At 73.9% G+C, this 7,784-nt stretch carries 7 protein-coding genes; 4 read left to right on the forward strand and 3 right to left on the reverse strand.

What is annotated here, in order from left to right:
• Nucleotides 1-131: 131 nt before the first annotated feature.
• Together IFT36_RS14085 and IFT36_RS14090 are read right to left on the reverse strand one after the other, a co-directional pair.
• Nucleotides 132-809, reverse strand: a complete 678-nt coding sequence (locus IFT36_RS14085; RefSeq protein WP_200413445.1) for a hypothetical protein — start codon at nt 807-809, stop codon at nt 132-134.
• Nucleotides 810-939: 130 nt separating this feature from the next.
• Entirely contained in the window at nt 940-1,692 is a 753-nt protein-coding gene (locus IFT36_RS14090; protein WP_200413446.1) for an Ltp family lipoprotein, read from the reverse strand.
• A 182-nt stretch (nt 1,693-1,874) separates the two neighbouring features.
• Between IFT36_RS14090 and IFT36_RS14095 the strand changes: the two genes are divergently transcribed.
• The 3 genes from IFT36_RS14095 to IFT36_RS14105 all read left to right on the forward strand — a co-directional run bounded on the left by IFT36_RS14095 (nt 1,875) and on the right by IFT36_RS14105 (nt 5,647).
• Nucleotides 1,875-3,542 carry an MmgE/PrpD family protein gene (locus IFT36_RS14095; protein ID WP_200413447.1) on the forward strand — a complete coding sequence of 556 codons (1,668 nt, stop codon included), beginning with the start codon at nt 1,875-1,877 and terminating at the stop codon, nt 3,540-3,542.
• On the forward strand, nt 3,542-4,441 hold the full coding sequence (gene prpB / locus IFT36_RS14100; protein WP_056049418.1) for a methylisocitrate lyase: 900 nt from the start codon (nt 3,542-3,544) through the stop codon (nt 4,439-4,441). The genes IFT36_RS14095 and prpB overlap by 1 nt, the downstream gene beginning before the upstream one ends.
• A gap of 186 nt (nt 4,442-4,627) precedes the next feature.
• Nucleotides 4,628-5,647 carry a hypothetical protein gene (locus IFT36_RS14105; protein WP_200413448.1) on the forward strand — a complete coding sequence of 340 codons (1,020 nt, stop codon included), beginning with the start codon at nt 4,628-4,630 and terminating at the stop codon, nt 5,645-5,647.
• Between the two features lie 171 nt (nt 5,648-5,818).
• Here IFT36_RS14105 and IFT36_RS14110 read toward each other — a convergent pair whose 3' ends face one another.
• Nucleotides 5,819-7,030 (reverse strand): M20/M25/M40 family metallo-hydrolase, encoded by a 1,212-nt coding sequence (locus IFT36_RS14110; protein WP_082460627.1) that lies wholly within the window; start codon nt 7,028-7,030, stop codon nt 5,819-5,821.
• Nucleotides 7,031-7,214: 184 nt separating this feature from the next.
• Between IFT36_RS14110 and IFT36_RS14115 the strand changes: the two genes are divergently transcribed.
• Nucleotides 7,215-7,784, forward strand: a 570-nt coding sequence (locus IFT36_RS14115; RefSeq protein ID WP_200413449.1) for a metallophosphoesterase family protein, incomplete at its 3' end; no start/stop codon positions are given.

Here is a 7,784-nt window from a genome sequence, read left to right on the forward strand (position 1 = left end):
GTGCGCCGCACGTGCGCTGCGCGTGCGCTGCGCGCGCCGCGCGTGCGCCGCACCGCCGACCGGACGTCGCACCGCCGAATTCGGCGGTGCGACGTCCGGTCCACGGTGCGACAGGTGCAGGAGGCGCGGATTCAGCCGAAGAGGCGCGTCGCGATCGAGCCGATCAGGTCGTCCGTCGGCACGTTCGTCTGGTCGACGGTGACGACGACGTCGTCGCGCAGCCAGTAGGTCTGCGCGCGGTCCACCGGGTACAGCGGGTCGGGCGTCACGAGCTGGCAGCTGCGCCCCTCGTGGACCGAGGTGCAGGTGTAGCCCTGCGAGGCGAGACCGTCGAGGGCCGCGGCGCCGGCGGCGGGCTCGAGGTGGCCCATCGCGACCGAGATGCCCGAGACGTCGGCCCGCGGATCGCGCCAGAGGCAGGACAGCTCGGTCGCCGCCCCGACGACGTCACGAGCGCCGGCTCCGGCGGGCGGGGTGGTCGGGGTGACCACGCCCGAGCTGGTGCCCGAGCCGCCGAACTCGACCGGGTTGAGCCGGGTGTCGCCGAAGGTCGAGGCGTAGGTGGCCTGGTCGACGATGTCGGTGCAGTCGACCGGGAGGGCGACCGGGCCGGCGGTCTCGGTGGGCGCGGGCGCGGGGGCGGGCGTGGTGGTGGCCGTGCCGGTGGCCGAGGACGGCGTCGCCGAGCTCTCGGACGGACTCGGAGTCGCGTCGTCGGCGCCGCCCGTGCAGCCTGCGGTCAGCACCAGGATCAGGCAGGCCGTGGCCCCCGTGCCGATCGCGGCGCGCATCGTCGTCGTGCTCTTCATGGTCGTGCCCTCCTGGTCGTCGGGTCGTCCCCCCGGCAGTCGTTCTCGACGCTACAGACCGGTCCGGCCCGAGCACTCGTCCCGGAGGATGAGGTCGGGCCGGCCAGGGTCACGATCGCGTCACGAGGCGTCAGTCGTCGAGATGCGCCAGGGCGTAGTCGGCCTCCTCGGCGGTGAACTGTTCGCCGTACTCGCTGACGAGCTGGTTGCGCAGCACGTCGCCCGTCATGCCGTCCGCCGCGTAGGCCTTGGCCTTGCGGACGGCGTTGGCCTGCCAGTCGGCGTCGACCGTGTCGACCGCGTACTGCGCCGCGGCCTCGGAGGCGCCGCCGGCCACGAGCTTCGCGTAGGTCTCGAGCTTGCTGCTGCCGAGGCCGTTCGCGATGGTCTCGGCGTCCGCCAGGGCCTCCGAGTGGTCGGCCGGCACGTCGGCGGCCGCCGACGACGGCGTGGCCGACGGGGTGGGCGCGGGCGTCGACGAGGTGCGGACGGGGGCGGGCTCGGAGGTGGCGGTCACGGCCGGGTCGTCCTGCTGCACGCTGTCGATCGCCGCGCCGAGGCCGACGGCGACGACGATGGACACGATGGTGGCGACGGCTCCCAGGCCGAGGCCGATCCACGCCATGACCTTCGACTGGTGCCGCAGCAGCGCGATGATGCCGAGCACCACGGCGGCGAGTCCGACGATCGTGCCCACCACGGGCACGAGGCCGAGCAGGAACGCGACGACGCCCACGACGAGGGCGGCGATCGCGAGCCCGATCGGGCGGCCCGGTCGCGGCGGCGGGGTCGACGTCCCCGTCGCGGGGTAGGAGGTGGTCGGCTGGTCGGCGGAGGGGCGTCGCTCGTCGGAGCCGCCCCCCAGCGGGCTCTCGGTGGTCATGCTCCGAGCCTGCCAGGTGGCGGACAGACGGGTTCACCCCCGAACGGGGCGCGTCGGCGGGCCGGGGGACGCCAGGCGCGTCGCCCGGCCCGGGTGCGAGACTGGTCGGCAACGACACGGCCGTCACCGACGACGGCGCACGGCGGGCCGCACGACGCTCGCCCCACCAGAGAGGGTGGCCGATGGGCACGCAGCACGAGCAGGCGTCCGAGCACGCACACGACGCCGGGGCGACGACCGACGAGAGCGGCGGGAGCGACGCGACCCGCGCCTCCTCGTCCGGGGTCACGGACGGTCGAGACGGACCGGCCGCCCCGACCGCCGACCTCGTCGTGCACACGGTGCGCGTGCACCGCAGCGACCAGCCGTTGGCCCGCGCGGACGAGCTCGCGTGGCGCCTCGCCGCGCTCGCGACCGACGACGCACCCGTCGACGACGACGTGACCGAGATGGTGATCAACCGCCTGATCGACAACGCCGCCGTCTCGGCGGCGTCGCTGCTGCGCGCGCCGGTCGCCGTCGCGCGCGACCAGGCGCTCGCGCATCCGCCGACCACCGGAGGCGCGGGCTCGCAGGTCACGGGCGTCGCGCCCGAGCACCCCGTCTCGCCCGAGTGGGCCGCCTGGTCGAACGGGGTCGCCGTGCGCGAACTCGACTTCCACGACACGTTCCTCGCGGCGGAGTACTCGCACCCCGGCGACAACATTCCGGCGATGGTCGCCGTGGCACAGCACCGCGGACTCGACGGTGCGGCCCTGCTGCGCGGCATCGTGACCGGCTACGAGGTGCAGGTCGACCTCGTCCGGGCGATCAGCCTGCACGCCCACAAGATCGACCACGTCGCCCACCTCGGTCCGTCGGTCGCGGCCGGCCTGGGTACGATGCTCGGGCTCTCGACCGAGGTGGTGCACCAGGCGATCGGGCAGGCGCTGCACACGACGACGGCCACGCGGCAGTCGCGCAAGGGCGCGATCTCGTCGTGGAAGGCCTACGCCCCGGCCTACGCCGGCAAGGCCGCGGTCGAGGCCGTCGACCGCGCGATGCGCGGCCAGGGCAGCCCCGCCCCGATCTACGAGGGCGAGGACGGCGTGATCGCCCGGCTGCTCGACGGACCCGGGGCGTCGTACGACGTGCCCCTGCCGGCGCCGGGTGCGTCCAAGCGGGGCATCCTCGACACGTACACGAAGGAGCACTCGGCCGAGTACCAGGCCCAGGCCTGGATCGACCTCGCCCGGCGGCTCGGCTGCGCGCACCCCGCCCTCCGCGACCCGGCGCAGGTGCGCGGCATCGTGCTGCACACCAGCCACCACACGCACGTCGTCATCGGCTCGGGGGCGGGCGACCCGCAGAAGTACGACCCCACGGCCAGCCGCGAGACGCTCGACCACTCCATCCCCTACATCGTCGCCGTCGCCCTGCAGGACGGCGAATGGCACCACGAGCGCAGCTACGCCCCGGCCCGGGCGCAGCGTCCCGACACCGTCGAGCTGTGGCAGCGCATCACCACGGCGGAGGACCCCGCCTGGACGGCCCGCTACCACTCGACCGACCCCGCCGAGAAGGCGTTCGGCGGCCGCATCGAGGTCGAGTTCGTCGACGGCACGACCCTCGTCGACGAGATCGCCGTCGCCGACGCCCACCCCCTGGGGGCGCGGCCCTTCGGACGCGAGGACTACGTGCGCAAGTTCCGCACGCTGGCCGAGGGCGTGCTGCCCGACGCCGAGGTCGAGCGGTTCGTCGACCTGGCCACGCGCCTCCCCTCGTTGACGGCGGCCGAGGTGCGGCAGCTGGGCATCGTCGCTCCCGACGCCCTCGCGGGTGCCGCCGCCCAGCCGGGCGGGCTCTTCTGATGCTGTACTCGACGGTGTCGCCGGCCGACAAGCGTGCGGCGTTCCGGGCCGGGCTGGCCGACGAGCGCACCCTGGTCTTCCCCGGGGCGTTCACGCCGCTCACCGCACGCCTGATCGAGCAGAAGGGCTTCGACGGCGTCTACGTGTCGGGCGCCGTGATGGCCAACGAGCTCGGGCTGCCCGACATCGGGCTCACCACGCTCACCGAGGTCGCCACGCGGGCCGGCCAGATCGCGTCGATGACCGACCTGCCCGTGCTCGTCGACGCCGACACCGGGTTCGGCGAGCCGATGAACGTCGCCCGCACCGTCCAGGCGCTCGAGGCCGCCGGTGTGGCCGGGCTGCACGTCGAGGACCAGGTCAACCCAAAGCGCTGCGGCCATCTCGACGGCAAGCAGGTCGTGGACGCGGCGACGGCGGCCGGTCGCATCCGGGCCGCGGTCGACGCGCGCCGCGACCCGTCGCTCGTGATCATGGCGCGCACGGACGTCCGGGCGCTCGACGGGCTCGAGGCCGCGGTCGACCGGGCCCGGGCCCTGGTCGACGCGGGGGCCGACGCGATCTTCGCCGAGGCGATGGCCGACCTCGGCGAGTTCGAGGCGATCTGCTCGGCGCTCGACGTGCCCGTGCTCGCCAACATGACCGAGTTCGGCAAGAGCGCCCTCTTCACGCACCAGCAGCTGCACGACGTGGGCGTGAGCATGGTGATCCACCCGGTGTCGCTGATGCGTGCCGCGATGGGGGCGGCGTCCCGGGCGCTCGACGCGCTCGTGGCCGACGGGTCGCTCGACTCGCAGGTGCCGACGATGCAGACCCGTGCCGAGCTCTACGAGCTGATCGACTACCCCGGCTACGCCCGCTTCGACGCCGGCGTCTACGACTTCACGCTGGAGGGCTGAGGTCGGGCGCCGGTGCCGGACGCCGCCGAGTGGACAGCGCGCCGCGTCATGCGGCGGCGCGCTGTCCACTCGGCGGTTCTCGGTGCGCATAGGTCGTCTCGTCGACATGACGCGGTGGGTGGGCGGTCGTCCACAGCGAAGTTCTGGAGGCGCGGCCGGGTCCGATCGACGGGCGAGCATCGAGGGATGGACGACGACCTCCCCGATCTGATCTTCTCCGCCACGCCGGGTGCGCAGTCCCGTGAGGCGCGCGCCCTGCGACGCGACGCCGCCGCGGGACGTCTCGTGCGCGTCCAACGGGGCGTCTACGTGGCGACGGAGGACTGGGGCCGACTGAGGCCCTGGCGTCGCCACGTCGTCCGGGTGCGGGCCGCCGTGTCCGCGCTCCCCGCCGACTGCGTCGTGTCCCACGGCTCGGCCGTCGCCGTGCACGGGCTGCCGAGCGTCCAGGGCGACCCGCGCCGGGTGCACGTGATCGACCGACGTCGGGCCTCGACCCAGTGCACGCCGGTCCTCGTCAAGCACGGGGCCGGTCTCGAGGACGACGAGATCGAGTCGGTGGGCGACCTGCTGGTCACGAGTGAGCTGCGCACCGCCTTCGACGTCGCGAGGTCATCCGGGTTCGACGACGGCGTCCTCTGTCTCGACGGCGTGATGCGTCGTCGGCTCTTGGTCGAGAGTCGGCTTCCGAGGGCCGCCGAGATGCGCACCCGAGTCGACGATCTGCGTGACGAGTTCCGGCTCCGGTTCGGGGCGATGGCCGACGGCGTGGTCGGACGGCGGGGTGAGCTGGCACTCGGGCGAGCGATCTCGTTCGCCACGCCCCTGTCCGAGAACGGCGGGGAGTCGCTCGTGCGGGTCGCGTTGCATCGGCTCGGTGCGCCTCAGCCGATCCTGCAAGAGGAGTTCTTCGACGCCCGGGGATTCGTCGGACGATGCGACTTCTTCTTCGAAGGGTTCGGGTTCGTGCTCGAGTTCGACGGTTTCGGCAAGTACTCGGACCCTCGCTTGCTCGCGGGCTCGTCCCCGGCCGAGGTCGTGCGCCGTGAGAAGAAGCGCGAGGCTCGATTGTTGGGCACGGGGCGGGTCCGACGCATCGAGAGATGTGACATCGACGACGCGCTCGATCCGCGACGGCTGGCGGCGATCGTGCGCCGTGGCGGGGTGCCGCTGCGGTCGGGCCGCACCTCGGCGTCGTGGTCGTGAGGGTGCGCTATTCGCACAGCGTCGTCGGCGCCGCGGCAGCGAACCGTCGAATGGACAAGGCGCCGTGTCGCGCGGCGGCGTCGTGTCCACTCGGCGGTGCGGAGCGGTGTTGAGCGGTGCGTAGCGGTGCAAAGCACTGCAAAGCGGTGCGGTGGGGTTGGTTGGGGCGGACTAGGCGAGGTCGGCGAACAGGGCGCTGACGAACTCGGTGCGCTCGACCATGCCGTGCACGCTGATCCACTCGTGTCGGGCATGCGCTCCGCCGCCGACGCCGCCGACCCCGTCGAGCACGGCCAGGCCCAGTGCGGCGGCGAAGTTGCCGTCGCTGGCGCCGCCGACCGACACCTCGCGCAACTCGAAGCCGAGCGAGGTGGCGACCCGGGCGGCGCGTTCGTACAGCGCGCCGGTCGCGACCGAGCGCTCCATCGGCGGGCGGTTCCAGCCGCCGGTGACCTTCAGCGTCGCGGCCGGATCGTGCGCCGCGAGCCCGGCGAACACCCGCTCGATGCGCTCGGCCTCGGTCGACGAGGTGACGCGCACGTCGACCATCGCGCGGGCGTAGCCGGCCTTGACGTTGGTCCGGGTGCCGCCCTGCAGCACTCCCACGTTCAGCGAGGTGCCCGCCTCGACGTCGGCGGCCGCGTGCAGGGCCAGGACGACGCGGGCGATCTCGTCGACGGCGCTCGCACCGGAGCGCGGGTGCAGGCCGGCGTGCACCTCGACCCCGAAGGCCTCGACCTCGAAGATGCCGACGCCCTTGCGGGCGGTCTTGACGGCACCGTCGGCGGCGGACTCGAAGACGAACACCGCGCCTCCTCGTCCGACCTCGCGCTCGATCGCCTCGCGCGAGGCGATGCTGCCGACCTCCTCGTCGCCGTTGAGCAGCAGGCGCACGTTCGGACGCGGCAGCCCCAGGCGGTCGCCGATCGCGAGGGCGTTGCCGAGCTGGATCAGCCCGGACTTCATGTCGAAGACGCCCGGGCCGGTCATGCGGTCGCCCTCGACCGTGACGGGCCACCCGGCCAGCGTCCCCTCGGACCAGACCGTGTCGTAGTGGCACAGGGCCGACACCCACTCGGTCGAGCCCGACGGCGACGGGTAGTCGAGGGTCACCGTGTCGCCGTAGCCCTCGACGACGTGCACCCGGCGCTCGGCCGGCGGGCCGACGGTCTCGCCGAGCCAGGTCTCGATCCAGCGGAGCCCCGCCTCGAGCAGGTCGACGTCGTCGGACGGCGTCTCGAGGCTCGCGTAGGTCGTCAGGTCGGCCACCATCGCGTCGAGGCGGGCCTCGACCTCGCGACGGAGGGCGGTGACCTGGTCGGGCTGCAGGGCGTCGTGGCTCACGGTCTCGCTCTCGTCGGGCCCGCCACGGTGTGCGGGCATCTGACCATCTCACTCCCGTGGGCGGGGCGGCGACCGGTGGGGAGGCGCGGCGCGGGACCCGAGGAGGCGCGGCGCGGGACCCGAGGAGGCGCGGTCGGCTCTGTCGGAGGCCCCCGATACAGTCGGGGGCACCGACTCCGGCACCCGTTGCCGCACCGACCGCGACATCCACGAGAGGGGCCCCGTGCGCATCCTGCACACCAGCGACTGGCACCTGGGGCGCACGCTGCACGGGGTCGACCTGCACGAGCCTCAGCAGGCCTTCGTCGACCACCTGGTGGGGCTCGTGGTCGAACGGTCGATCGACGTCGTGGTGGTCGCGGGCGACGTGTACGACCGGGCCGTCCCCGCGGTGCCCAGCGTGCGCCTCCTCGGCCGGGCCCTCGCGGGCCTGACCGAGCACGCCACCGTGATCGTCACGCCGGGCAACCACGACTCGGCGGTGCGTCTGGGGTTCGCGGCCGAGCTGATGCGCCCGGGCCTGCACCTGCGGGCGTCGGTCGACCTGCTCGACGAGCCCGTCGTCGTCGACGACCCGGAGGGGCCGGTCGCCTTCTACGGGCTGCCCTACCTCGACCCCGACAGCGTCCGCAGGTCCCTGGCACCGGCGGGAGCCGACGAGCCGTTGCCCCGGTCGCACGCGGCCGTCGTGGGTGCGGCGATGCAGCGGGTGCGCGACGACCTCGCCGGGCGACCCGGCACCCGGTCGGTCGTGGTGGCGCACGCGTTCGTCGTGGCGGGGCCCGCAGCCGAC

The organism is Frigoribacterium sp. CFBP 13605, assembly GCF_014839405.1.
In the GTDB taxonomy this organism is placed as follows: domain Bacteria; phylum Actinomycetota; class Actinomycetes; order Actinomycetales; family Microbacteriaceae; genus Frigoribacterium.